This is a genomic window from Mesorhizobium ciceri biovar biserrulae WSM1271 (assembly GCF_000185905.1).
GTDB lineage: Bacteria > Pseudomonadota > Alphaproteobacteria > Rhizobiales > Rhizobiaceae > Mesorhizobium > Mesorhizobium ciceri.
In genome coordinates this window covers 5,582,924-5,607,106 of sequence record NC_014923.1, presented here as the reverse complement: position 1 = coordinate 5,607,106, position 24,183 = coordinate 5,582,924, and the positions used below count along the sequence as shown (strand labels likewise).

20 protein-coding genes and 1 pseudogene are annotated in these 24,183 nt (G+C 62.7%); 12 read left to right on the top strand and 9 right to left on the bottom strand.

Annotation, left to right across the window (positions count from 1 at the left end; all coding sequences use genetic code 11):
- Positions 1-25 precede the first annotated feature (25 nt).
- From MESCI_RS27145 to MESCI_RS33105, 12 genes and pseudogenes are all read left to right on the top strand, one after another.
- The gene (locus MESCI_RS27145; RefSeq protein WP_013533172.1) at positions 26-1,720 is read left to right on the top strand and encodes a type I secretion system permease/ATPase; all 1,695 of its coding nucleotides are present in this window, start codon (positions 26-28) and stop codon (positions 1,718-1,720) included.
- A 19-nt stretch (positions 1,721-1,739) separates the two neighbouring features.
- Complete coding sequence (locus MESCI_RS27140; protein WP_013533171.1) at positions 1,740-3,077, top strand: HlyD family type I secretion periplasmic adaptor subunit; 1,338 nt, start codon at positions 1,740-1,742, stop codon at positions 3,075-3,077.
- Between the two features lie 197 nt (positions 3,078-3,274).
- Positions 3,275-3,523, top strand: a pseudogene (locus MESCI_RS27135) (IS481 family transposase); the annotation flags it as partial.
- A 296-nt stretch (positions 3,524-3,819) separates the two neighbouring features.
- A complete protein-coding gene (locus tag MESCI_RS27130) occupies positions 3,820-4,800 on the top strand; it encodes an AraC-like ligand-binding domain-containing protein (RefSeq protein WP_013533169.1) in 981 nt (326 codons plus the stop codon).
- Between the two features lie 102 nt (positions 4,801-4,902).
- Positions 4,903-6,930 carry a hydantoinase/oxoprolinase family protein gene (locus tag MESCI_RS27125; protein ID WP_013533168.1) on the top strand — a complete coding sequence of 676 codons (2,028 nt, stop codon included), beginning with the start codon at positions 4,903-4,905 and terminating at the stop codon, positions 6,928-6,930.
- 3 nt (positions 6,931-6,933) lie between these two features.
- On the top strand, positions 6,934-8,901 hold the full coding sequence (locus MESCI_RS27120; RefSeq protein ID WP_013533167.1) for a hydantoinase B/oxoprolinase family protein: 1,968 nt from the start codon (positions 6,934-6,936) through the stop codon (positions 8,899-8,901).
- A 161-nt stretch (positions 8,902-9,062) separates the two neighbouring features.
- Positions 9,063-9,920: an FAD binding domain-containing protein gene (locus MESCI_RS27115; RefSeq protein ID WP_013533166.1), complete on the top strand. Its 858-nt coding sequence runs from the start codon at positions 9,063-9,065 to the stop codon at positions 9,918-9,920.
- The gene (locus tag MESCI_RS27110) at positions 9,911-10,408 is read left to right on the top strand and encodes a (2Fe-2S)-binding protein (RefSeq protein WP_013533165.1); all 498 of its coding nucleotides are present in this window, start codon (positions 9,911-9,913) and stop codon (positions 10,406-10,408) included. The genes MESCI_RS27115 and MESCI_RS27110 overlap by 10 nt, the downstream gene beginning before the upstream one ends.
- Positions 10,401-12,749 carry a xanthine dehydrogenase family protein molybdopterin-binding subunit gene (locus MESCI_RS27105; protein ID WP_013533164.1) on the top strand — a complete coding sequence of 783 codons (2,349 nt, stop codon included), beginning with the start codon at positions 10,401-10,403 and terminating at the stop codon, positions 12,747-12,749. Before MESCI_RS27110 ends, MESCI_RS27105 begins: the two co-directional genes overlap by 8 nt.
- A gap of 12 nt (positions 12,750-12,761) precedes the next feature.
- A complete protein-coding gene (locus MESCI_RS27100; RefSeq protein ID WP_013533163.1) occupies positions 12,762-13,493 on the top strand; it encodes a LamB/YcsF family protein in 732 nt (243 codons plus the stop codon).
- A gap of 96 nt (positions 13,494-13,589) precedes the next feature.
- The gene (locus MESCI_RS27095; RefSeq protein ID WP_013533162.1) at positions 13,590-14,972 is read left to right on the top strand and encodes an aspartate aminotransferase family protein; all 1,383 of its coding nucleotides are present in this window, start codon (positions 13,590-13,592) and stop codon (positions 14,970-14,972) included.
- Positions 14,969-15,637, top strand: a complete 669-nt coding sequence (locus tag MESCI_RS33105; protein ID WP_013533161.1) for a nuclear transport factor 2 family protein — start codon at positions 14,969-14,971, stop codon at positions 15,635-15,637. Before MESCI_RS27095 ends, MESCI_RS33105 begins: the two co-directional genes overlap by 4 nt.
- 114 nt (positions 15,638-15,751) lie before the next feature.
- Here the strand turns inward: MESCI_RS33105 and MESCI_RS27085 are convergent, their stop codons facing one another.
- The 9 genes from MESCI_RS27085 to MESCI_RS27045 form a co-directional block, all read right to left on the bottom strand.
- Positions 15,752-16,945 (bottom strand): ABC transporter substrate-binding protein, encoded by a 1,194-nt coding sequence (locus MESCI_RS27085; protein ID WP_013533160.1) that lies wholly within the window; start codon positions 16,943-16,945, stop codon positions 15,752-15,754.
- Positions 16,946-16,987: 42 nt separating this feature from the next.
- Positions 16,988-18,079 carry a branched-chain amino acid ABC transporter permease gene (locus tag MESCI_RS27080; protein ID WP_013533159.1) on the bottom strand — a complete coding sequence of 364 codons (1,092 nt, stop codon included), beginning with the start codon at positions 18,077-18,079 and terminating at the stop codon, positions 16,988-16,990.
- A 4-nt stretch (positions 18,080-18,083) separates the two neighbouring features.
- On the bottom strand, positions 18,084-18,989 hold the full coding sequence (locus tag MESCI_RS27075; RefSeq protein ID WP_013533158.1) for a branched-chain amino acid ABC transporter permease: 906 nt from the start codon (positions 18,987-18,989) through the stop codon (positions 18,084-18,086).
- A gap of 1 nt (position 18,990) precedes the next feature.
- Positions 18,991-19,725 (bottom strand): ABC transporter ATP-binding protein, encoded by a 735-nt coding sequence (locus tag MESCI_RS27070; RefSeq protein ID WP_013533157.1) that lies wholly within the window; start codon positions 19,723-19,725, stop codon positions 18,991-18,993.
- Positions 19,722-20,474: an ABC transporter ATP-binding protein gene (locus MESCI_RS27065; protein ID WP_013533156.1), complete on the bottom strand. Its 753-nt coding sequence runs from the start codon at positions 20,472-20,474 to the stop codon at positions 19,722-19,724. Before MESCI_RS27065 ends, MESCI_RS27070 begins: the two co-directional genes overlap by 4 nt.
- A gap of 247 nt (positions 20,475-20,721) precedes the next feature.
- A complete protein-coding gene (locus tag MESCI_RS27060; protein WP_013533155.1) occupies positions 20,722-21,693 on the bottom strand; it encodes a 5-oxoprolinase subunit C family protein in 972 nt (323 codons plus the stop codon).
- On the bottom strand, positions 21,683-22,558 hold the full coding sequence (locus MESCI_RS27055; protein ID WP_013533154.1) for a 5-oxoprolinase subunit B family protein: 876 nt from the start codon (positions 22,556-22,558) through the stop codon (positions 21,683-21,685). Before MESCI_RS27055 ends, MESCI_RS27060 begins: the two co-directional genes overlap by 11 nt.
- A gap of 9 nt (positions 22,559-22,567) precedes the next feature.
- Positions 22,568-23,932, bottom strand: coding sequence for an acetyl-CoA carboxylase biotin carboxylase subunit (locus MESCI_RS27050; RefSeq protein ID WP_013533153.1), 1,365 nt, complete (start codon positions 23,930-23,932; stop codon positions 22,568-22,570).
- On the bottom strand, positions 23,932-24,165 hold the full coding sequence (locus MESCI_RS27045; protein WP_013533152.1) for an acetyl-CoA carboxylase: 234 nt from the start codon (positions 24,163-24,165) through the stop codon (positions 23,932-23,934). Before MESCI_RS27045 ends, MESCI_RS27050 begins: the two co-directional genes overlap by 1 nt.
- Between the last annotated feature and the right edge of the window lie 18 nt (positions 24,166-24,183).

The following is a 24,183-nucleotide window of genomic DNA, read 5'->3' as shown; positions in this document are numbered from 1 at the left end:
ACGCGTATCGAGTGGGGTTCTGGACGTGGATAGCAAATCTCGAATTGTGAAGGATGCGCTTCGGGCCTGCCGCCGCTATTTCCTGGTAGCGGCGGCGTTCAGCCTGGCGATCAATCTGCTCTATCTCGCGTCCCCACTCTACATGCTGCAGATCTACGACAGGGTCGTCACCAGCGGCAGCGAAACCACGCTGGTGATGTTGACCTTGGTGTTGCTGGCGGCCTTTCTTTCATTGGCCGGCCTCGACCTGGTGCGCGCCTCCATCCTGACGCGTGCCAGCGCGCGGCTCGACCGGCTGCTGTCGGCAAAAGTCCTGGCCGCGTCGGTCGAGACCCCATCGCCCGGCTCGTCGCCGAGCCAGCCCATCCGAGACTTCGACACGTTCAGGCAGGTCATCACCGGCAGCGGCATCCACGCTTTGTTCGACCTGCCATGGTCGCCCATCTACATCGGCATCATCTTCCTGCTGCATCCCTGGCTCGGCTTCTTCGCGCTGGGCTGCTCGCTGCTTCTGGTCGCCATGGCGGTGCTAAACGAATATATCGTGCGTTCGCCGCTGAAGCAGGCCAACGACCTGGCGACGACCAACTATAATTTCACCGAGATGAGCCTCAGAAACGCTGAAGTCGTTCGCGCCATGGGGATGATCGACGGCCTCATCCGCCGCTGGGGACGCGACCGCAATTTGGCGCTGCGGCGCCAGGCGGAGGCAAGCGATCGCGCCGCACTGATGTCGGGTCTGATCCGTTTTCTGCGGCTCACCATGCAGTCGCTGATCCTCGGCCTCGGCGCCTATCTGGTGATCGAACGGCAGATCACCGGCGGCACCATGTTCGCCGCGAGCCTCTTGCTGGGCCGGGGGCTACAGCCGGTCGAGCAGATCGTCGGCCTTTGGCGCAGCCTGATCCTGGGGCGGGCGGCGTTGGCAAGGGTCGAGAAGCTGGTCGACGGGGGCGCGCAGAGCGAAAGATCGTTCAACCTGCCCAAGCCCACCGGCAAGATTTCGGTTGAGCAGGTCAGCTTTGCAATTGCAAGCCAGCAGAAAGTGCTTCTGCGGGACGTATCGTTCCGGCTGGAAGCAGGCGAGACGCTGGGAATCGTCGGCCCTTCCGGCGCCGGCAAGTCGACGCTGGCGCGTCATCTCGCGGGCGTCATGCAACCCAGCCGTGGTACCGTCAGGCTGGACGGCGCCGACCTGTCGCAATGGGGACACGACGCGCTCGGCGACCACATCGGCTATCTGCCGCAGGATATAGAACTCTTCTCCGATACCGTCGCCGCCAACATCGGCCGCTTCAAGACCAATGTCGACCAGGAGGTCATCGAGGCCGCGCGGCTCGCCGGCGTGCATGAGATGATCATCCGCCTGCCGCAGGGCTATGAGACCCAGATCGGCGAAGGTGGCGCAGTGCTGTCGGGAGGATATCGCCAACGGATTGCTCTTGCCCGCGCAGTGTTCGGAACGCCGAACCTGATCATTCTCGACGAGCCCAGCTCCAATCTCGATGCCGATGGCGACCGCGCGCTGAGCGACTGCGCGATCGAACTCAAGCGCCGCGGCAGTACGGTGATCATCGTCTCTCACCGGCCCTCGACCCTGGCGAATGTCGACAAGATCCTCCTGTTGCGCGATGGCGCCGTCGAGGCCTTTGGCATGAGAAACGAGATCGTGGCGCTCCTCAACCAGCGCGCGGCTCCAATGGCGGTGGCAACGCAATGAGCCGTGTTTGGAGAGAGCGATGAGCGACGGCGCCCTTACCTACCGGAGCCTGCCTGGCGACGCCGGTATTCTGGCCCCGGATTCGATCCGGGTGCCGGCCTATATAGGTCTGCTGATCATCGTTGCTTTCTTTGGCATCTTTGGCGGCTGGGCGGCCTTTGCCCCGCTGAACGGCGCCGTGCTTGCCGACGCCATCGTCAAGGTGGATGGCAATCGCAAAAGCGTACAGCACTTCGACGGCGGTACGGTGAAGGAGATCCGCGTCAAGGATGGCGACGTCGTCAGGAAGGGCGACATAATGCTGAAGCTGGACGACACCAGGATTCGGTCCGAGTTCAATCTTTATGCCCAGCAATATGCGCTGTTGCGCGCAACCGATGCCAGGATCCGAGCCGAACTGGACGGCAGCGAGGTTGTTGCCTTTCCCAAGGACATTCTCAAAGAGCACGAAGACTACCTTAGGGATGCAATGGCAAACCAGATCGCCGATCTGGAAAGCCAACGCGCCTCGATGGCCGGCGCCAGGCAGATCCTCGAGCGGCGCATTGCCGAACTCGAGGAGCAGATCCAGGGCAAGCAGTCTCGGGTCGAATCTTACCATGCCCAGTTGCAATCGACGATCAACGAGAAGGCCAGCCTGTCGAAGCTGCTCAAGGCCGGATTGACGACCCGCCCACGCATCCTGGAGCTGGAAAGATCCGCCTCGGATCTGCAGGGCCTGATCGATGAGAACCTCGGCGCGATCGGCGGCAGCCAACAGAGCAAAGCCGAACTCGAAAGCCAGATCGCACAATTGACAAATGAGCGCCGAGCCAAGCTGTCGGCCATGCTGATCGATACGCAATCGAGCCTTTCCGACCTCGTGCCCAAGATGTTTGCCGCCCAGGCTGCCATGGACCGAGCCGAGGTGCGCGCGCCGTATGACGGCCAGGTGATAGATCTCAGCGTCTTCTCGATAGGCGCGATCGTTTCGCCGGGCCAGACCATCCTCGATATCGTGCCGACCGAAAATTCGCTGATCGTCCAGGCCCAGATTCGCGTCGAGGACATATCGAACCTGCGACCCGATATGGCTGCCGAAGTTCGTTTCACATCCTACAAGCAGCGCTCAATACCCATAATTCATGGCCGCGTCTCCCGCATTTCGGCGGATCGCATTACCGACAGCAAGACTGGGTTTCCCTACTATCTTGCCGACGTAGCGGTCGATCCGGTGGAATTGGCAGCAGCCCCACAGATTGCGCTTTATCCGGGCATGCCAGCGTCAGTCATGATCGTCACCGAGGAACGCACCGCGCTCGACTACATTCTGGGCCCGCTGGTTGTGTCGTTCCACTCCGCCTTTCGCCAGAAATGACGGATTAGCCAAGCGACTTCGCTTTTGAGGCGATTCTGACGCAGAGCAGTCGGAGACAAGCCGACAACCAGTCGCTCATGGTCTGCATGTTCCCTGCCGACAGCCCCTCCGTTTCTTTGGTGCTGGATCTGATCATCCTAGATGTTTGATCCCGGGCCTTATGGAGCATCCTTGTCTCCCGAATCAAAGGATGCGCTATGGGCCAAGTTCTGCATGGGAGCGCCAAAACGACAGAGGCGGTCCGTCGAGCGATACAGCATAGTCAAGAGAGCCTGAGGGGGCTGGCCAAGCGCTACGGGATCAACCGGAAGACGGTTGCGAAGTGGAAGAGGCGAGCTTCGGTCGCCGATCTATCGACTGGTCCGAAGGAACCGAGATCGACGGTGCTCTCGATTGAGGACGAGGCGGACATTGTCGCTTCCCGCCGCTACACGCTGCTGCCACTCTTCCGTGCGGTGCGCACGGAACTGCAGGACATCATTTCCGCCCACATCTGGAAGCCGACAACTTTTCCTGAATGAGTGTGCGAACAGAATGCATGGTTCCAAATCGGCTGGCGGTTTGCGCGCCAAGGCTGGTTTGATCAGCTGCACACTGATCGTGACGACAACTGCAACCGTCGCGAGCTCCGGTCCTGGGCCGACCGCATAAGTTTATTCGTTTTTGACCAATACGCGCCGGTGAATTCCTGTAATCTTCGGAACAACACCGGGACAACCGGGTCAACCAGAAAGGTCGGGGAATGAAATACGTCGTCGATACGATCGGCGGTCCCGCAGGCGGTGATGCCTGGCAAGCCGCTGTTACCGAAGCCTATTTTCCGCTCGACACCGAGTATCGGAACCGTCGCGAATTTTCAGGCACGCTGGAAACCTTCTCGCTTGGGCTCGTCAGCGTGTCTAAAATGCGCTGCGATGCCGTAAGCTATCGTCGCCACCGCCGCCACTTCCTCAACGAGCGTGACGCCAGCCTGCTCATCACGATCCCGGAGATGTCGGAGGTGAATTTCTCGCAAGGGTCGAGAACCGTCAATTGCAGGCCGGGGGGCTTTCTCGTCGAGCGGGGAGATGCGCCTTACGAATTCTGGCACGGCAAGCCAAACGCGCTGTGGGTCCTCAAGGTACCATCATCGAGCGTTCGGGCACGGATCGGATCCGCCGAACGGCTCAGTGCGCTCAGTTTCGACGCGACCCAAGGCATCGCCGCGCTCTTCCTCGACACGGTGCGAACCACGATCGGCCATCTCGATGAGATCACTGAAGTCGCTCGTGAGATGATGGGCAGGCACATCCTGGAAATGCTGTGCCTGTCGATCGTGAGCGACGATCGCGTGCTGGACAGCAGCATCTCGTCGATCCGGGCCGGCCATTTGCATCGTGCCGAGCAGTATATTCGCGACAATCTGAAGAATTCCGACCTCGGCCCGCAGGCGGTGGCTGATGCCTGCGGCATCTCCCTGCGTTACCTGCAGGTCCTTTTTCAGGACAGCAACCAGTCGATCAACGGCTTCATCCGCGACGCCCGGCTTGAACTTTGCGCCGAGGAGCTGATGTCGGTGACCAACATCAGCAGCGTAGCCGAGATTGCTTACCGCTGGGGCTTCGCCGACCAGTCCCAGTTCTGCAAGCACTACCGGACGCGGTTCGGCTGCGCACCGACGGATACCCGTCGCGAAGCAGCGAACCGGGCGGGCGGCTCTTCGGCCTCGCGAGAGCGCCACTAGTCCCGACGAAATCCGGGCCAATTCCACCATTCATGCAACGTCTCCCCGGCAAGGGGCGACGAAGGCGGGGCTTTGCCCGCAAGACCTAGCGAAGGAACTGTCATGAGCCGAATCAGAGTTGCCGTCGACGTCGGAGGGACTTTCACCGACATCTGCATCATGGACGAAGACAATGGAGCGATCCGCATCGAAAAAACCGCCTCCACGCCTGACGATCCCATGCAGGCCATCATGAATGGCGTGGAGCAGGGGCGCATCGATCTTTCGGAGGTAACGATGTTCTCTCATGGTACGACGGTCGCCACCAATGCGCTGATCACCCGCCGTCTGCCGCGCACCGCAATGGTCTGCAGCGAGGGTTTTCGTGACGTTGTAGAGATCCGTCGCGCCAACAAGGAAGATCTCTGGGACACCTACAAAGATGTCGCCAAGCCCTATATCCCGCGCCGCGACCGGCTGACCGTCCGGGAACGGGTCAGTGCCGAGGGCACGATCCTGGAAGCGTTGGACGAAGAGGCCGCGCGCCGTGTCGCGGAGATTCTCAAGAAACGGCAGGTCAAGTCCATCGCCGTCTGCTTCATGAACTCCTATGTCAACGGCGCCAACGAGCGCCGCATGCGTGAGATCCTGAAGGAGGCAATGCCGGATCTGCCGGTCTCGATCTCCTCGGAGGTGATGCCGGAAATCTTCGAGCACGAACGTTTTTCCACCACCATGGCGAACGCCGTCTGCGCCCCGGTCGTCGTCGACTACGTGTCGCGTCTCGGAGAAAAGCTTGCCGACGCCGGATACAAGCGAGATCTCCTGTTGCTGCACAGCGGTGGCGGGGTCATGACGCCCGCGAGCGTCAAGGATTTCTCAGCCCGGCTCGCGGGATCCGGCATCGCCGCCGGAGCGATCGCAAGCCGCTTCATCGGAAATCTCTGTGGCTACCCGAACTCGATCGGCTTCGACATGGGCGGCACCAGCACCGACGTCTCGCTGGCCTGGAACGGGGAGTCGCGCATCACAAAGGACTGGTACATCGAATTCGGATATCCGATCCGCTTCCCCTCCATCGAGGTATTGACCATCGGTGCGGGCGGCGGGTCGTTGGCATGGCAGGACGAGGGCGGCAGCTTGCGCAACGGACCGCAGTCCGCTGGCGCCTTTCCAGGTCCGGCCTGCTACAAGAATGGCAACCGCATTGCCACCAACACCGATGCCAATGTGGTGCTCGGCCGTCTCGGCACCAGCCTTGCGGGCGGCAAGATCACGCTCGACCCCGCTCTGGCCGCCGAGGCGGTTCAGGAGACGGTGGCGGAACCCTTCGGCATGGAACTCCACCAGGCGGCCGAGGCGATCATCGCCGTCGCCAACGCCAATATGGGCAATGCCGTCCGGCTTCTCTCCATCAGCCGAGGCTACGACCCGCGCGACTTTGCGCTGGTCGCATTCGGCGGTGCTGGCGCTTTGCACGGAGCGGCTGTGGCCAAGGAGCTTTCGATTCCAACCGTGATCGTACCGCCCAATCCCGGCGTTACCTCCGCGCTCGGTTGCCTTCTCGTCGACGTGCAGCACGATTTCTCCGAAAGCTTCATGGCCGATGCTTCGACTGTCTCGCCCGCCGAGATGCAGGCAGCCTTTGTTCTGATGGAAAAACAGGCGGTTGAGCGTCTGGGCCATGAGGGCGTGGCGCAGGAAGACATGGCGCTGCAGCGCACGGTCGAGATGATGTACCAGGGCCAGTGGCGCTCGCTCGCGGTGTCAGCCCCGGCGCGCATCGAGAGCATCTGCCCGCTGATCGAGGCATTCCACAACGAACACGAACGCGAGTTCAACTACCGCCGCGAAGACGCGCCGGTATCGATCTTCCGCATCGCGGTCAAGGCGATCGGCATCGTCCCGAAAGCCGAGATACCGCGACACGGAGTCTTGCCTCATGTGCCCGAGCCGCTCGGCCGCCGCGGCGTCTGGTTCGACGGCGTATCTCATGATGCGGCTGTCTATGAACGCGATCAACTCAGCGCCGGCGCTGCCTTTGCGGGACCCGCCATCGTCGAACAGTTCGATTCCACCACCGTGGTTCCGCCGGGAATGAGCGCGACCGTCGATGGCTTCCTGAACATTCTCATCGTGACGAAAGGCTGAAACATGACAAAGCTGATTGAAACGAGCCCTGGCCTCGATCCGGTAACGTTCGAGGTGCTGAAGAACTCCTTCATCACCACCGTCGACCAGATGGCCGAACAGATGCTTCGCACCTGCTATTCCTTCGTCATCTACAACCGAGACTTTTCGAATGCCCTGCACGACGCCGATGGCAACTCCGTCGCCCAGGGCAACTACGACATCGCGGTCCATGTCGGCACATTGCACAACACGTGTAAGGAAGTGATCCGGGTCTTCGAAGGCGATATGGCACCCGGCGATGTCTACGCAATCAACGATCCTTATGCCGGCGGTACGCATTTCAGCGACGTTCGGCTCGTCCGGCCGATCTTCGATGAAGACAAACTGATCGGCTTCTCCCAGTCGAACGGACACTGGTCGGATCTCGGCGGCTCGGTGCCGGGCTCCTTCGACGTCACCGCCCGCGACATGTTCCGCGAAGGGCTGCGGATAACGCCGCTGCGCCTTTTCCAGCGCGGCCGCTTCTGCTCCGATGTTGCCAACATGATCGCGGCCAACACGCGCGATCCCGCATCGATCATTGGCGACATCCATTCCCAGGCGCAAGCGACGCAGGCGGCCGAGCGCGAACTGCTGCGGCTGGTCAAGAAGTACGGACGCGGCCAGGTCATGCGCGGTATGGAGGAGGTTCAGGACTACGTCGAACGTGCCGTGCGAAAGCGTCTGGCGGAGCTGCCCGACGGCACCTGGGAGACGGTCGACTACATCGACCGGGATCTCGGTGCCGGCGAGGGCATGATCCCGATCCGCATCAAGATGACGATCAAGGGCGACACGATCCACTACGATTTTACGGGAAGCCACTCGACCATTGCCTCGATGTATAATTCCGCACCGGGCGCAACCTTCTCGGCCGTGGTCGCCGGCATGAAAACCTTCTTTCCGGACCTCCCGCTCAACAGCGGGTTTTACCGGATGATCGAGGTGACCGCGCCGAAGAATAGCATCGTCAGCGCGGAATGGCCGGTGGCGGTGACCGGGTTCCTGATGCCGTTTGAAAAGATCATGAACGCGATCTTCGAGATGTGGTCGAAGATCATGCCCGAACGCGCTATCGCCTGCGCCTTCAACCTCGAATATCTGCTGGCCGGGGGACGGGATGCGCGCAAACCCGAAAAGCCGATCTTCATGTTTTACGAATGGCTGCCTGGCGGCTGGGGCGGGCGCAACGGCAAGGATGGTGCCGATGTCACAACCGCCTGCTTCGGAACCGGGCTGATGTCGCAGCCGAACGAAGGCAACGAGCGGGTCAATCCCACTCGGACGCTCGAGTTCCAGATCAAGCAGGATTCAGCCGGGCCCGGCAAGTGGCGGGGCGGCGTCGGCGTGCAGAAGACCTCATTGCTGCTTGAGGCTGAAAATGCCGTCATGTCCTATATTTGCGACCGCGAGCGTGCTGTCGTCTGGGGTGTCGAAGGAGGCCTGCCGTCGATGCCCCACGGCTTGACCATGAAGCGCGCCGGAGAAGAGACCGAGATCTGGCTCGGCTCCGTATTCTCCGATTACTCCGTCCACACAGGCGACCAGTTCGCTCGTCCGACGGCCGGCGGCGGTGGTTTCGGCGATCCACTGCAGCGCGAGCCCCGCAAGGTGATGGAGGACGTGATCGACGACTACGTTTCCCTGGAGCGTGCCAGGACTGACTACGGTGTGGTGATCCGCGAAATCGACCGCGACCTGTGCCAGTACGAAATCGACGAGATGGCGACCGAAGCCTGCCGTGCCGACATCCGGGCGAAACGGAAGGGCTGGGCACGCATGGATCCCGAGGAGGTCGCGCGCAAATATCGCTCCGGCGAGATCGATACGCTCGATGCGGTTCGGCACTATGCCGTGATCCTCGACTGGGAGACTGGCGAACTACTTCCCAAAACCACCGCCCAGTTCCGGGAGAGTTTTGAGAAACGGACCGTCACCCACTGGGTTTGAGCGCCAGCGAGCGCGCCGCAATCTTGCGGGCGCTCGCGGGATGCCAGAGTTATCTGTTTTTTCGATACCATATTCAAAGAATTACTATTTCACAGGAACCTAAAGCTGGAGCAACAATGTCGCAGCGCCGCGAAGGTTGGCTGCTCCGAGGGGTATGACAGATGGCACCAGGCGTGGGACGATCGTTCACCGCGGCCAGCACACTTGAAGAGGCAATGGCCGCACGCCGGCAGGGCGCGGTGGTGCTTGCAGGCGGCACCTGGATGATGCGTGATCCCCAACGCGGGGTCGACCTTCCCGACGCTGTGGTCGCACTCGACCGAATACCGGCCTTGTCCAAGGTCGAAATCGACTCGGACCATGTCGTGATAGGTGCAGCTGTTACCCACGCAGTCCTTGGCCGCGCGTTGCATGGGGCAGCGGGCTTCGAAGGTCTGGTTGCCGCGGCGGAGAACGCGGCCAATCCCGGTATCCGAAGGGTCGCCACCGTGGGCGGCAACATTTGTGCCCTCGACTTTGCCGCCGCCGATCTCGCCCCTGCGCTTCTCGTCTGTGAGGCGACGGTGGAGCTGGAGACGTTCGAAGGCCCAAAACTCATCGGTATTTCGGATTTCCTCAAAGACAGGCATGCGCTGCTGGCAGAGGCGATTGTGACGAGAATTCATCTGCGCCGCGACCTTGTCGCAAGCGCGCATATCCGCCTGCCGCTTCGGAAGGCTGGCGACTATCCGGTCGCCGTCGTCTCGCTTGCGGTGGACAAGGACAAACGATGTCGCATCGCCGTCGGCTCGGTGGAGCCGGTAGCGCGGCGCTGGACGGCGCTCGAACAGGCGATGAGGGCAAGCCAGGCCTCCGCGCTCGATCCGGAGCGCGCTGCCGGGCTTGCACTGGAGCACAATGATTTTCAGGGCCGCGACGGCAGGGAAGCGGAGGGTTGGTACCGGCGCCAGGTTCTTCCGCCGCTGGTCAAGCGCGGTGTTGCCGCACTTCTCAAGACCGAGGGCCTGGCATGGTTGTGACATTCCAGCTGAATGGCGAGGACTGCAGCTTTCACGGCGATCCGATGACGCCGCTCGTCGACATCTTGCGGCGGGAACGATTCCTGACGGGGACCAAAGCCGTGTGCCGCGAAGGCTTCTGCGGCGCCTGCACGGTGCATGTCGACGACGAAGCGGTGCCGTCCTGCCTGAAGCCGATTGGCCTGGTCCAGGGATGCGCGGTCACGACCATCGAGGGATTGAGTTCCGGAAACCAGGCGCTGCATCCGCTCCAGGCCAATCTAGAGGCCGCCGATGCCGTGCAATGCGGCATGTGTTGTCCGGGAATAGTTATGAGCCTTTCGGCGTTCGTGCGTGACAATCCGCATGCGAGCCGTCCCGAAATCAAGGCCGCGATGGTCGGCAACATCTGCCGCTGCACCGGATATGAGCGGATCGTCGACGCCGTGGCCGACTGCCTTGACCAAGCGCGGAAGGCTGGCCAGTCGGTGGGAGGCCTCCATGTCTGAGCTGTCCGCCACCGTGATGAATCTTCCCCGCCGCGATGCGCAGGACAAGCTGCGCGGGCGGACGAAATACACCAACGACCGGGTTCGCCCCGACATGTTGCATGCCGTGCTGCTGCGGTCGACCGTTTCCGCGGGGCGTATCCGCAAGCTCGACCTTTCGGCGGCACTTCGCTGTCCTGGCGTGCGCGCGGTGGCGACCGGCGCCGACGCGCCAGGCCTCTACGGCATCGGCATTGCCGACCATCCGCTCCTGGCCATCGACACCATCCGCTATCATGGCGAGCCAATCGCCGTCGTTGCCGCCGAAACGGAGAAGCAGGCGCGGGCGGCGCTTGCCGCCATCGTGCTTGAGATCGAGCCGCTGGCACCGGTGTCCACCATGGCCGAAGCGCTCCAGCCCGCAGCCCGTCTCGTCCACGAGGGCTGGCGCGGCTATGAGGTGATCACCGAGGGCGGCGCACGTGCCGGCAACATCGCATGGGAGGCAAAATCCAGCCGCGGCGACGTCGATGCGGCCTTCGCCCGTCCCGACATACGCATAGTCGAGAGCAGCTTTACCGTCGGCCGGCAGAGCCATGTGCCTTTCGAACCGCGCGTTGCCATCGGCTCCTGGGAGGACGGCCGGGCTCACATCCAGACCTCGACGCAGGTGCCTTGGACAGTTCGCAACGTCACCGGAAGGGTCATGCAGCTTGCGCCCGGGCGTGTGCGGGTCACCGTGCCGCCTGTCGGAGGCGGGTTCGGCCTGAAATTCGATGCGTCCATCGAGCCGATCACGGCACTTCTGGCGCGGATGACCGGGCGCACGGTGGTCCTGGAAAACACCCGGCAGGAAGAGATGGCAACTTGCCTCTGCCGCGAGAATGCGGAAATCCGCATCCGGTCCGCTGTCACTGCCGAAGGATACATCGCCGGACGCGAGGCGGTCGTGCTGATGGACTGCGGCGCGTATGGCGGCGAACAGGTTTTCCTGACAACGATGACGGCGCACACGCTGGGCGGCAATTACAGGGTTGGCGCAACGCGGCTCGTCAGCCGCGCCGTATACACCAACACACCACCCAACGGCGCTTTCCGAGCTTGCAACGGCGTCTACAACACCTTCGCGTTGGAGCGACACACCGACGAAATCTGCGATGCGCTAGGCTTCGACCCAATGGAGTTCCGGAAGAAAAATGTCCTGGGAGATGGCGATCTCGGTGCCACGGGGCAGGTTTTCGAGGCCGACGTGCTGGGTCCGATGCTCGATCGCATGGAGACACTGCGCGCCAGCACCGGTACATCAGAGGCCAAGGCCGACAGCAGGCTCTATGGAATTGCGACCACGGTCGGCACATGGTTCGTTTTCGTCGGGCCTTCGGCGGCGACGGTGAATTTGAACGCCGACGGCAGCGCAACGCTGGTCACCTCGGGTGTGGAGATCGGATCCGGCACGATGGTGCAATCCCTGCCGCAGATCGTGGCTGGGCAGCTCGGGCTTGCTCCCGACCAGGTGATCGTGCGCGAAGCCGATACGGATGCCGCCGGTCTCGATGTCGGCGTTGGCGGTGGGCGCACCACCGTGTCCATTGGTGCCGCGAGCATCGCCGCCTGCGCGGAGGTGCGGGAGAAGCTGCTTCGGACCGCCGGCGAGATGCTCCAGACCCGACCGGAAGACCTGGTGCTGCGGGACGGTCGTGTCGAGATCACGGGACGTCCCGGTTCCGGCATGTCGATCCCCGCTGTCGTCGCCCATGCACAGGCAACCACTGGCCCGATCACCGGAAGCGGGGCCTTTGCCGCCAGGAACACTCCGGCAATGTCCGGCTGCGCGATGGGGCATTTCATCGATGCGCTCGACATTCCCGTCTTCGTCGTTCACGAGGCCGAGGTGGCGGTTGATCCGGACACCGGCCATGTCGAGGTGCTGGCCTATCGCGTAGTTCAAGATGTCGGCCGCGCGCTCAACCCGCGCGCCATCCTGGGCCAGATACAGGGCGGCGTGGTACAGGGGCTCGGCTATGCGTTGCACGAGGAGGTGACGCTCACCGCCGACGGACGCATCGCGCAGGACGATTTCGAGACTTATCGCCTGCCGCTGGCGCAGGATGTGGTTCCGGTCGCCGCCGACCTTTACGAGGGCGCGCCGTCGATGGGGCCTCTAGGCACCAAGGGTGCGGGCGAGGTCCCGATCCTGGCAGTGGGCGCGGCAATCGGCTGCGCTGTGGCACGCGCCATCGGCAAGCCGGTACGGCAGCTGCCACTGACGCCGCCACGCGTGCTTCGACTGCTGCATGAGCGCGAACCACCGCCGGAATTCCCGCACGTCGCCCCCGGCTGGGCGTTGAACACTCTGGGCTGAGGCAAGTAAACCATGGTCACCCTGAACTGCGACATGGGCGAAAGCTACGGCAACTGGCGCTTCGGTGACGATGCCGGCATCATGCCTCATATCGATTGCGCCAACATCGCCTGCGGCTTCCACGCCTCCGATCCATGGACGATGCTGAAGACCGTGCGGCTCGCCCTTTCGCATGGCAAGCGGGTCGGCGCGCATCCCTCCCTTCCCGATCGTGAGGGGTTCGGCCGGCGCGAAATGAGACTTCAGCCGGAGGAACTGACAGCTGCCTTCCTCTACCAAATCGGTGCTCTGACAGGGATGCTGGCCGCCGAGGGCGGGCAACTCAGCCATGTCAAGCCGCATGGCATCATTTACGGCATGGCCGCGCACGACGTCGACACTGCCCTGGCAATTGCCGCGGCGGTCAAGCCGTTCGGCGTCCCTCTCTTCGGCATGGCGGGAACCTGTCACGAGACGGCGGCAGCCGAACTCGGCGTTGCCTTCGTGGGCGAGTTCTTTCCCGATCTTGCCTACGCTCCCGGCGGCAGCCTGATCATCCCGCGCGTCCAGTCGGCCATCGACCTGACGCTTGCCGAGCACCGCATGGTGGGAGCGCTTACCCGACGCGAACTCGTCACGACAGACGGCACGATCCGCCCGGTCGACTTCGACACCGTCTGCATCCACTCCGATCCGCCGAATGCGCGCGACGTCGCCGCGCTGATGCGGCGGATCATCGACACTCATTCCAACGGCCTGCCATGATTCATTCTCCCGAATCGTGAAAGCTCCACGCAAGGGACTCGAGGACTATCTCGAACTCACTGCCCGAACCATTTCTCCAAGCCGCTGAGGACTTCCATGGATGCGCTTTCCAACTCTCTCGCCGCCGCCGACATCGCCACCACCATGCACCCCTACACCAACCTGCGTCAGCACGAAGAAACCGGGCCGCTGATCATCAGCCGCGGCGACGGCATCCGTGTGTATGACGAACGCGGCAAGGAATACATCGAAGGGCTGGCCGGGCTCTGGTCGGTGGGCGTCGGCTTTTCGGAAAAGCGGTTGGCCGACGCTGCCTATCAGCAAATGCTGAAGCTGCCCTACTACCACACCTTCTCCTCCAAGGCGCATGAGCCATCCATCCGGCTCGCGGAGAAACTCGTGGAGATGACGCCGGAAAACCTGACGCGTGTCTTCTTCACGTCGTCGGGCTCGGAAGCCAACGACACCATCGTCAAGATGATGTGGTTCATGAACAACGCGCTGGGCCGGCCAAAAAAGAAGAAATTCCTGGCACGGACCAAGGGCTATCACGGCATCACCGTCGCCTCCGGCAGCCTGACAGGCTTGCCGGTCAACCATCGCGACTTCGATCTGCCGGCCATTCCCGTTCGCCACCTGACCTGCCCGCACTTCTATCGCTTCGGCATGGCAGGCGAAGACGAAGCCGCCTTCACGGCGCGCCTGCTCGCCGAGCTGGAAGCGGTGATCGCGGAAGAAGGGGCCGACACCATCGCAGCCTTCATAGGAGAGCCGCTCATGGCAGCCGGCGGCGTTCTGCCACCGCCGGTCGGGTACTGGGAAGGCGTGGAGAAAATCTGCCGGGCTCATGATATCATTCTAGTAGCGGACGAGGTGATCTGTGGTTTCGGGCGGCTTGGTACGCCCTTCGGCGCTCAGAAATACGGCTTCACGCCTGATATCATGACGGTCTCCAAGCAAATCACGTCGTCTTATATGCCGCTTGCCGCCGTCATTTTCTCCGATGCGATCTATCAGGCGATCGCCGACAACACCGCCACGATTGGCAATTTCGGCCACGGCTTCACGGCGTCAGGTCATCCGGTCGCGACGGCAGTGGGTCTCGAAAACCTGGCCATCTTCGAGGAGCGGGACCTGATCGGAAACGCGGCCCGCCTCGAGACGTCGTTCCAGGCCGGCATCCGCTCATTTGCCGATCACCCGCTTGTCGGCGAAGCGCGGGGCACCGGTCTTATCGGCGCCGTTGAGCTGGTGGCAGACAAGGCGACGAAACGCCCCTTCGCCAAGGTTGGGCGCGCAGGGGGTATCGCAGCAGGGATCGGCCACGAGGAAGGCCTCATCTTCCGCGCCATCGGCGATCAGCTCGCGCTCTGCCCGCCGATGATCTCGACAGAAGACGATGTGAAAGAAATCATGACGCGCATGGGCCGGACGCTTGAGCGCCTGACCGGTGCGGTTGCCAAGGAGGGACTCGAATGACCCGCATGAAAGCCGAACCGGTCGTCCATATCGACGACGAACGCTTTCGGGTCACCGAATGGCGCTTTGCCACCGGGGCCGAGACCGGCTGGCACATCCACGGACATGACTACGTCATCGTGCCGCTTACGGACGGCAAGCTCGGTCTCGAAGGTCCGGACGGCGCGCAGGCGCAAGCCGCTCTCACCCAAGGGGTGCCCTATTCGCGGCGGACGGGTGTGGCCCATAACGTCATCAATGCCGGCGATGCGCCGCTGGCCTTCCTGGAGGTCGAGGTCGTTGAGGCCGGCGACCTCGCAGCCAGGCGGCTCGCCGTGCTCGACCGGTTCCTCGCAGCCTGGAACGCCCGCGACGTGGGCGCGCTGATGGACTGCATGGCTGAGAATTGCGCTTTCCACGGCTCGGCTGGACCCGATGCCGAAGGGCGCAAGCATATGGGGCGTGACGCCGTGCGCGCCGCCTATGCAGCGCTGTTCGATGCTTTCCCGAAGGCCGCGTGGACCAGGGGACGGCACGTCGTGACGGGCGACACCGGGCTTTCATCATGGCGCTTCGTCGGCACCACGGCAGCGGGGCAGCAAATCGAAGTCGACGGCTGCGATATCTTCGCTTTCTCGGGGGAGCTCATAGCGCTCAAGGATTCCTACCGCAAAGCGCGAGGGTAGCGAAAATCTGAATTCATCGGGCGACGAGGGCGGTCCAAGCGGGCCGCCCTCGTTTTTTGTCCAAAGGCAAGATCCTCAAAAGATGAAAGGGCCGGGCTTACCCGGCCCATCTTCTTACTTGAGCAAGGCTTCCATCGGTACCGGCTCGGAAATCGTCCAGTTGCCTACAACACCCGGCTTGCCGGCCTTGGTCTCGACGATCAGGTACCGCGTCTGGTTCTGGTGATGCAGTTCCGGCGTGAAGGTACGAGGCCCGAACAGCGTCGGCTCGTTCTTCATCTTCTCCAGTTCCGCGACGACGGCGTCGGCATCGGTCGTGCCTGCACGCTCCACCGCCTTGGCCCAGACGTCGACCATGACGTAACCCGGAAAGACATACTGGCTCGAGGGATCGGCGCCTGTCTTCGCCTTGTAGGTGGCATTGAACTTCAGCACTTCCGGATTGGGATCGTCGCCATAGATCGATCCCTGAACGGGGACGTAGAAGTTCGTCAGATCGGGCACAGCGGATAGCCAATAGCTACCGTCGACGCCCGAGCCATTCAGGATCATGGAGTTGATGCCCGCGGCACGAAGCTGCTTGATGGCCGAGACAGCGCCCGGCATCATTGTGCAAAGCATGATCGCATCCGGCTCCTTCGGCAGAGACTTGATGCGAGTGATCTGCGCGGCGATGGAGGCGTCCTCGTTCTTGAAGGTGTCTTCACCGACAAGCTTCGCGCCTTGGGCTTCGAGCTTCGGCATCATCCAGTCGAAGCCGTCGCAGATGCCCTTGTTGTAGGCCGTCCAGGTATCGAGCAGACGGTAGAAGTCCTTTGCGCCTTTTTCCTTGAATGCCCACTCGGCCATGGTCGCGCCCTGCACGGGCGCCAGCACCGACGCGGAGAAGCTGTGCGGGCCGACACCCTGGATACCGGCCTTGACCGATTCCGCGCACAGGAAGAAGGAGATACGGCCCGCGTCCTCGGCCGCGAGCGCAGCCGGCGATCCGAAGTCGTAGTCGCACGAGACGACCACGAGATCCGCGCCCTGGTCGAGCACGGAGAGGCCCGCCTTGGCGCCTTCGGCCCGGTCGGACTTGGTGTCGGCCTTGACGACCTTGATCTGCTTTCCAAGCAGACCGCCAGCCGCATTGATCTCGTCGATGCGGATCAAGGCCGCCTCCTGCGCAGGCTTGTCATAGGCTTCCATGAAGCCCGACTCCGCAGTGGCGAAGCCGATGACGATGGTCTTGTCATCGGCCAGGGCCGGGTATGCGATGGACATCGAGGCCAGAGCGGTTGCGACAATTCTCATTTTGTATGTCATGCACGTCTCCTTTTTGTTTTCCGGTCGGGCTTGTGCCGCCGGTCACTTGTTGCGACTGCTGCGGGGTAAGGTGATCTCGCGGTTGCCCATGAGTCCGGATGGGCGAAGCGCGAGGATCACGATCATGATGACGCCGAGGGCTATTTCCTGAACCCCTTTCGGGAGGGCGAAAGTGGACTCGCCGAGCGATACGCCTGCCTCCAGCCAGCGCAGCGCCTGGATGAGGGCGGACAGCAGGACGACACCCACCACACCCCCCGACAGGCTGCCCATGCCGCCGACAACGAGCATGGAAAGGGTGATGAAGGTGAGACCGAGATAGAATGTGTCGGGTGTGACCACGCCGATGGAATGAGCCATGAGCGCACCGCCCAGCCCCATCACCGCGCCTGATATGACGAATGCCACCAATCTTTCCCTGGGAATGTCGATACCGGAAGCCGCGGCGGCGGTGGGCTCGTCGCGGGCAGCACGAAGGGCCAGGCCGGACCGGGAGATCGCGTGCGCCCAGGCGATGAAGATCGCGACCACGGCGCCGATGAGATACGGCCAGATCACGCGTACGATCGGAATGCCGACGACCGATGAGGTCGCTCCGGTCACGCTCTCCCAGTTGGAATAAATTGTGTTGATCATGGCGAGCATCGCGAAGGTCGCGATCGAAGCCGCGATGCCCGATAATCGCATCAGCACCCGCCCGAAGATGAGAGCGGCGAGGGCGGCGAACAATGCTGCCAGCGTAGCCGATTGCCAGTACGGCAATCGGGTCGCCAGCAGCCATTCGGGCAGTCCCGGCAGCGAACCGCGTTTCATCATCGGATTGATGGTGAGCCACGCGGCCGCGTAGGCGCCAAGGCAGGTGAAGCCGATATGCCCGAAGCTGAGAACGCCCGAATTCCCGATAAAGATGTATAGGCCCACGACGAGGATGACACGGACGAATACGTCGATCACCGTCTGGTTGAAGGGCCGCGATCCGGTCATCACCGTGATCAGCGCGATGGCCAGCAGCAGCAGAGAAAGCAGGACCGGTGTCAGGATTGTGCGGCGGGCAAGCGCGAAGCGGGCGGGCTTTCGCTCGGCAGCCGGGGCACCGGCAGCGGTAGAGTTGGTGAGGGAGGCGGCGACACCCATGAAATCAGATCCTTTCCTTGGTGCCGCGCGCGGCAATAAGACCCTGTGGGCGGAAGAGGAGGACGAGGATGACCGCTCCATAGACAAAGGCATCGCGGAATGGCCGGGCGTCGATGGGCAGCATGACTTGCATGATCACCGAGGCGGCACCCAGCAGGAAGCCGGCGAGCACGGCTCCCCCGAGGCTGCCGAGGCCGCCAATGACGGTGGCGATGAAGGCCATCAACATGATCGAGGCGCCCATCTGGATGTCCAGCGTGCCTGTCTGGGCGCCAAAGATCAGTGCAATGGCGGCGGCCAACGCGCCGGAGAGGGCGAACGCGCCCATGATAACCCGGTTCGCACGCACACCCAGCATTCGGGCCATCGAGAAGTTCTCGGCCGCCGCCCGCATCTCCAGGCCGAAGCGGGTTTGACGCAGGAACAGTGTCAGGCCGATCAGGATGACCATCGTGGCCACGATCGTTATGAGCTGGAGGAGGGGAAGCCTGGCACCAAGGATCTCCACCGGCTGGGACAGTTCGGGCAGCAGCGAGATCGATTTCGGCCGACTGGAGAAAAGCATGAGCAGGAAGTAGCGAATGACGAAACCGAGCGCGAAGGAGGCGATCATCATGGTTGCCGGATTTGCCTGACGGAACCGCCTGAAGACGACGATTTCGCACAGCACCGACAGCCCGGCCCCGCAGAGGAGCACGAATGGCAACAGCAGGTACCACGGCAATTGGCCGGCGAAGACGATGGCCATTGCGTCCGTAGACGGCCATAACAGGGCGAAGACGCAGAAGGCGATGACGTCGCCATGCGCGAAGTTCACGAGCCGCATGACGCCGAAGATGAGGGCAATGCCGAGCGCCCCGAGCGCATAGAGCGAACCAAGCGAGAGTGCGTCGAACAGGATCTGAAGCATCTCAATTGTCCTCGTAGCCGAAATAGGCAGCCTGGATCGCCTCGCCATTGCCGAGCGTCCGCGCGTCGCCATCGAGCACGATCTGTCCGCCACGCATCAGGATCATCCGCCCGCCCACCATCATCGCCCGGGCCGAGCTCTGCTCAACGATCAGGAGCGTGAGCTGGCGCTGCGCACGCAGCGCGATCAGCCGCTCGTAGACCTGGTCGTTGATGTTGGGGGCGAGGCCCAGTGAAGGCTCGTCGATGGCTACAAGCCGCGGATTGGTCATCAGCGCGCGGCCGATGACCAGCATTTGCTGCTGCCCGCCGGACAGCAATCCCGCCTGCCCGTGCCGCCTCTCTTTCAGCATCGGGAAGGTTGCGTAGACGGCTTCGAGTTCGTCGGCCGCTCGGCTGCGCCAGCCGCGTTCGCGGGCATGCATGCCGGTTCCGACCAGAAGGTTCTCTTCGGTCGTCAGCGAGCCGAAGACATCGCGCCCCTCCGGCACCATGGAGAATCCGAGCCGGGCGATGTTCTCCGGCGCCTGGCCGGTGATCTCATGACCTGCAAGGTCGATCCGGCCGCCCGCCACCGGCGTAACACCGGCGATCGCGCGCAGCAGCGAAGACTTCCCGGCTCCGTTCGGGCCGGTGATGAACAGGATTTCTCCCTCGTCCATGGAGAAGGAGACATTGCGGACCGCCGTGAGACGGCTGTAGCGGATGGTGATGTCGGAAAGGGCGAGCAGGCTCATTCCATCGCCTCCAGCACAGGCAGGTCGGTGTTCGCGGCCGTGCCCATATAGGCGTGGCGCACCTTCTCGCTGTCGCGGATCGCGGCAGGCGGTCCTTCCTCGATGATCGCTCCGGAATCGAGCACGACGATATGCTGGCAAAGGCCGAGCACCAGCCCGACATTGTGCTCGATGAGCAGGACACCACAGCCGAGATCGCTGGCGATGTGTCTTATCAGGGCGGAAAGCTCCCGCGCCTCCAGTGCGCTCATGCCAGCCGCGGGCTCGTCGAGCAGGATGTATGCGGGCCGTCCCATCAGGGCGCGGCCAATGGCGACGCGGCGCTCGTCCGTGTATGGCAACGTTCCGGCGATGCGGGTACCCAGCGCACCGATGCCTATCCAGTCGAGCATCGCTTCCGCTTCGGCGATGGCAGCGCGCCGGCTCATTCCCAGGCCAACGCCGGTCACTTCCAAATTGTCCAGCACAGGCAGGTCGCGGAAGAGCCGCCCACCCTGGAAGGTGCGGGCGATGCCGCGCCGCCGGACCTGATGCGGCTTGAGACCCGTGAGTGCTTCCCCGTCGAGCTTGATGGTGCCTTCCGTCGGTGCCTGGAAGCCGGTCAGCACGTTGACGAGCGTGGTCTTGCCAGCGCCATTCGGGCCGATGAGGCCACTGATGCGGCCGGGCGTAATTTGGAGGTCTACCGATGACAGGGCCTTCAGCCCCGCAAACGATACCGAGACGTTCTCCGCGCTCAGATGACTCATGGCCCTTTCCTTCTTTCTACCGACGGAAAGGCGCGAAGCATCCGGCCTTGCGGCCAGCCACGTTGCAAATGTCTTCCCCTGTCGGTTCCGGCGGTCTCTAGCGGACTGCTCGGGTGCCAAATTCACGCCGTTGCCCGGCGTCGTCTTGTCGTTTCGCGCACCGGATTTTGTCTTCCGCCACGCGCGGTCGGTTTTGGCCGGCCGATCTCCTCGCCTCCGGCTCCTCCGCCGGCATTCCCGGCTGACGTCAGCCGGCCAGATGCCCTTCAGCACGCGCCAGCGCGGCGCGCTGTTCGGTTCGCGCGGCAAGCGCGTCTTCCAGCGTCACCGGGACGAAGCGCGCCGGGGTGTGCGGCTGGAGCTGGGCGATAAGGTCCATGTCGGCCGATATCACCACGCCCAGCATCATGTACCCGCCACCCGAAACCGCGTCCCGGTGAAGAACGATCGGCTCCGTGCCACTCGGCACTTGGACAGATCCGTAGGGATAGCAGGCATCGACGATGTTCGAGGGGTCGGAGCCCGCACCGAAAGGCTGCTCGCGCTCGACGAATTCCAGCGGCGTTCCGCCGCGGAAGCGATAGCCGATGCGGTCGGCTTCGGGCGCGACCTTCCAGGTTTCCTCAAAGAACCGATTGCCGGCAGCCTCAGTGATCCGATGCCAGTATATGCCGGGAAGCATTCTGAGTTCCGCCGGGCTATTGCGCGCGCGGCGCAGATTTGCAGGCAGTGAAAGACCGGCTTTGCCGGAACTTTCGCCGAGGGGAAGCTCATCGCCCGCCTTCAGCGTGCGGCCCTGATGGCCGCCGAGTGCGCCCAGAATGTAGGTCGAGCGCGAACCGAGAACCACGGGTACGTCGATGCCGCCGGAGACGGCCAGATAAGCGCGCGCGCCGCCCTTGAGGAAGCCGAAGGAAAGCCGGTCACCGGCCTTCACCGGAAAACTTTCCCACGTCGACCGTTCCTCGCCATTGAGTTTGGGTGGGAGCTCTCCACCTGTGACGGCGACGACCGCGGATTGGGTGAATTCGAGTTCGGGACCCATGAAAGTGGCTTCGAGCACCGCGGCACCCGGATCGTTGCCGACAAGCAGGTTTGCGATGCGTGTCGCAAAGCGGTCCATGCCGCCGCCTTCTGGAATGCCGACATGATAGTGGCCGGGTCGGCCAAGGTCCTGCACGGAAGTGGAGAGGCCGGGAGAGATTACCTTAACGGCCATTGATAAGCTCCATCAGCTTTGCATTGGTGCCGTAAATGTCGCTGTTGAAATCCTTCAGGCTGAAGGTGCACTCGCGAACCGTCGGCTGCCACCGATTGGCTTCGATTTCCTCAAGCGTGGCGTCGTAGTCATCGCGGCCAATGGCCTTGAACTTGACGATATCGCCTGGCTTGAACAGGCACATGTCATCGGCGAGGTAGCGCACCTTCCTGGTCGGGTCGTAGATCGGGGCCGGGGTTATGCCATACATCTGGTAGCCGCCAGCGCCGCGTACCGAATAGATCGCTGCAAAGCAGCCGCCATGGCCAATGGTGAGCTTGGGAGTGTCGGTGCGTGGACGCAAGTATTTCGGCGCCTGAATCTGTTTCTTGCGCTCAACCATCTGGTACAGGAAGGGCAGTCCGGCGACGAAGCCGACCATCGATACGAACCAGGGCTGGCCGGAATAGGCCTCGATAAACTCTTCCACCGTGGCGTAGCCGTTGATGCGTGCCGAATATTCAAGATCGGTGGAGGAGGGGTCCTGATGGCGCTCGCGGAAGCGCAGGCAGGTTTCACGCGTCCATGGATCCTGGAAATAAACCGGCAGTTCGATGATCCGGGTCTTCAGCACCGGGTCCGACTTCGAGGCCGCCTCTTCCATCGACTTCAGTTCGCTGAGCAAATCCTGCGGCTTGACGATGTCGGGGTTGAAGCGAATCTGGAAGCTGGCGTTGGCTGGGCAGATCTCGGTGACGCCTCGGATGCCTGCCGTACGCACCGCATTGGTCATCGAAAGGCCGGTAAAGAAGGAGGTGAGCGACATTTCTTCGGACACCTCGCCGAAGATATGTTCGTCACCGCCGAAGTTGAATCGTATCGACATCGGTCCTCCTTAACCCGCCAATGCTGCGGCGTTTTCGATGAGCCAGCCTTCCAGCCAGCGGGTATGCACGTCTCCCGCCCGCATCGCCGGATCGGCGGCCAGCGCAAGAAACAGCGGCTTGGTGGTCTTGAGCCCGCCGATCTTCAACTCGTTGAGCGCGCGGATCAGGCGCACTATCGCCGCCTCGCGCGTCTCTGCATGCACGATCAGCTTGGCAAGCAGCGAGTCATAAAAGGGCGGCACCTGATAGCCTTGATAGAGCATCGAATCGAAGCGTACGCCCGGACCGCCGGGAATGCGAAGCTCGGCCACCTGCCCGGGGAATGGAGCGAACTCCTTCGCCGGGTCTTCGGCATTGAGCCGGACTTCGATCGCATGCCCTTTGACGGAGACATCGCTTTGCCGGATCCGCAGCTTCTCGCCGCCGGCGATGCGAAGCATCTCCGCAACGAGGTCGATGCCGGTGATCGCTTCGGTGACCGGGTGCTCGACCTGGATACGGGTGTTCATCTCGATGAAGTAAAAGCGGTCTGCTTCATCGTCGTAAAGATACTCTACCGTGCCGGCACCAGAGTATTTGACCGCCTTGGCCAAGGCGACCGCTGAAGCGCAGAGCTCTTCGCGCAGCCTGTCTGAAAGTGCGCGCGACGGCGCCTCCTCCCAAACCTTCTGGCGTCGCCGCTGCAGCGAGCACTCCCGCTCGTAGCAGTGGATGGCATCGCTTCCGTCTGCCAGCACCTGCACCTCGATATGGCGGGCCTTGCCGATCACCTTTTCCATGTAGAGACCACCATCGCCAAAGGCGGCGAGGGCTTCTGCTTCGGCCTGAGGAAAGGCTTGTTCGAACTCGGCAAGCGAGTTCGCGATGCGGATGCCCCGCCCGCCGCCGCCTGCCGCCGCCTTGATCATCACCGGAAAACCGGTTGCGGTCAGCACCTCGTGGCCAGCCTCGAGGCCCTCGACCCGGCCAGCCGAGCCTGGCACGACGGGGACACCTGCAGCGGCAGCGGCCGATCGCGCCGAGACCTTGTCTCCCATCATCCGGATCGCATCTCCCGACGGGCCGACGAAGACCAATGCAGCGCCTGTGACCGCGTCGGAAAACGCGGCATTCTCGGCAAGGAACCCATAGCCTGGATGAACACTGTCGCAACCGGTGTCGCGGGCAGCCTTCAGAATTGCTTCGACATTGAGATAGGACTTCTTTGCAGCTGGTGGGCCGATGTTGACCGCTTCATCCGCAAGCTGGACGTGGAGCGACTCGGCGTCTGCGGCCGAATACACCGCCACGGTGGCGATCCCCAGATCTTGCGCGGCCCGGATGATCCTGACCGCTATCTCGCCCCGGTTGGCAACCAGAAGCTTTTTCAGCATCAGTCGAGATCCGCAATAGGTGCGCCGGCCATGATGGGATCCTCATTGTCGGCAATGAAGCGGATGTTCGTACCGGCCGTCTCGGCCCTCACTTCGTGGAACGACTTCATCACTTCGATGAGACCGATTACGTCTCCGGCGGACACCGCGTCGCCATCCGCCTTGTATGGCGGCTGGTCTGGCGAAGCGCTGCGATAAAAAGTGCCGGGAAGAGGTGAAAGAATCTGGGCCATAAAAAGCTCCGGAAAACT

Bases quoted from the DNA above. Each gene is read 5' to 3' on its own strand.
- MESCI_RS27140 (WP_013533171.1), top strand. From the start codon at position 1,740: ATGAGCGACGGCGCCCTTACCTACCGGAGCCTGCCTGGCGACGCCGGT.
- MESCI_RS27130 (WP_013533169.1), top strand. From the start codon at position 3,820: ATGAAATACGTCGTCGATACGATCGGCGGTCCCGCAGGCGGTGATGCC.
- MESCI_RS27125 (WP_013533168.1), top strand. From the start codon at position 4,903: ATGAGCCGAATCAGAGTTGCCGTCGACGTCGGAGGGACTTTCACCGAC.
- MESCI_RS27120 (WP_013533167.1), top strand. From the start codon at position 6,934: ATGACAAAGCTGATTGAAACGAGCCCTGGCCTCGATCCGGTAACGTTC.
- MESCI_RS27115 (WP_013533166.1), top strand. From the start codon at position 9,063: ATGGCACCAGGCGTGGGACGATCGTTCACCGCGGCCAGCACACTTGAA.
- MESCI_RS27110 (WP_013533165.1), top strand. From the start codon at position 9,911: ATGGTTGTGACATTCCAGCTGAATGGCGAGGACTGCAGCTTTCACGGC.
- MESCI_RS27105 (WP_013533164.1), top strand. From the start codon at position 10,401: ATGTCTGAGCTGTCCGCCACCGTGATGAATCTTCCCCGCCGCGATGCG.
- MESCI_RS27100 (WP_013533163.1), top strand. From the start codon at position 12,762: ATGGTCACCCTGAACTGCGACATGGGCGAAAGCTACGGCAACTGGCGC.
- MESCI_RS27095 (WP_013533162.1), top strand. From the start codon at position 13,590: ATGGATGCGCTTTCCAACTCTCTCGCCGCCGCCGACATCGCCACCACC.
- MESCI_RS33105 (WP_013533161.1), top strand. From the start codon at position 14,969: ATGACCCGCATGAAAGCCGAACCGGTCGTCCATATCGACGACGAACGC.
- MESCI_RS27085 (WP_013533160.1), bottom strand. From the start codon at position 16,945: ATGACATACAAAATGAGAATTGTCGCAACCGCTCTGGCCTCGATGTCC.
- MESCI_RS27080 (WP_013533159.1), bottom strand. From the start codon at position 18,079: ATGGGTGTCGCCGCCTCCCTCACCAACTCTACCGCTGCCGGTGCCCCG.
- MESCI_RS27075 (WP_013533158.1), bottom strand. From the start codon at position 18,989: ATGCTTCAGATCCTGTTCGACGCACTCTCGCTTGGTTCGCTCTATGCG.
- MESCI_RS27070 (WP_013533157.1), bottom strand. From the start codon at position 19,725: ATGAGCCTGCTCGCCCTTTCCGACATCACCATCCGCTACAGCCGTCTC.
- MESCI_RS27065 (WP_013533156.1), bottom strand. From the start codon at position 20,474: ATGAGTCATCTGAGCGCGGAGAACGTCTCGGTATCGTTTGCGGGGCTG.
- MESCI_RS27060 (WP_013533155.1), bottom strand. From the start codon at position 21,693: ATGGCCGTTAAGGTAATCTCTCCCGGCCTCTCCACTTCCGTGCAGGAC.
- MESCI_RS27055 (WP_013533154.1), bottom strand. From the start codon at position 22,558: ATGTCGATACGATTCAACTTCGGCGGTGACGAACATATCTTCGGCGAG.
- MESCI_RS27050 (WP_013533153.1), bottom strand. From the start codon at position 23,932: ATGCTGAAAAAGCTTCTGGTTGCCAACCGGGGCGAGATAGCGGTCAGG.
- MESCI_RS27045 (WP_013533152.1), bottom strand. From the start codon at position 24,165: ATGGCCCAGATTCTTTCACCTCTTCCCGGCACTTTTTATCGCAGCGCT.